Raw genomic sequence first — 570 nt, 5'->3', positions numbered from 1 at the left:
CGCGCACGTGAGCGGGCGTTTGATCGCGCCGAGCACAAGTTTGATCTGATGGAGGAGCTGGGCACGGATCTGCTCATGGCGTGCAGTACCGTCCACCCTGATTCGCTACCGGGATTGAGCCGTGCCGCCGATGACTACTATGAGCTCGGCGAGCGTGCCGCGCGGCGACACCTGCGCGTGGCCTATGAGGCGCTGGCCTGGGGCCGCCATATTCACGACTACCGCGACAGCTGGGAAGTGGTACGCCGTGCTGCCCACCCCAATGTCGGCCTGGTGCTGGACACTTTCCATATCTTCTCCCGTCAGACCGAGCTAGGCACCATTGGCCGCATTCCGGGGGATCGCATCTTTCTGGTACAGACCGCCGATGCGCCGCGCCTCTCTATGGATCACCTGTCGTGGAGTCGCCACTACCGCTGCTTCCCCGGCCAGGGCGAGCTGCAGATGGATAAGTTCATGGCCATGTTGGATGAGACCCGTTACGACGGCCCGCTCTCCCACGAGATCTTTAACGATGTCTTCCGCATGGGCCACAGTGACCAGACGGCCCGGGACGGGCTGCGTTCCTAC

The 570-nt window shown here is 63.2% G+C and carries 1 protein-coding gene; it reads left to right on the top strand.

Annotation, left to right across the window (positions count from 1 at the left end):
- On the top strand, positions 1-570 hold a 570-nt coding region (locus JI62_RS19470; RefSeq protein ID WP_141101343.1), incomplete at both ends, for a sugar phosphate isomerase/epimerase family protein.

The sequence above is a fragment of the Halomonas campaniensis genome (genome assembly GCF_002211105.1).
Taxonomy (GTDB): domain Bacteria; phylum Pseudomonadota; class Gammaproteobacteria; order Pseudomonadales; family Halomonadaceae; genus Vreelandella; species Vreelandella campaniensis_A.
Note: the sequence above shows the minus strand (reverse complement) of the source record. Positions and strands in the feature narration are given on the sequence as shown.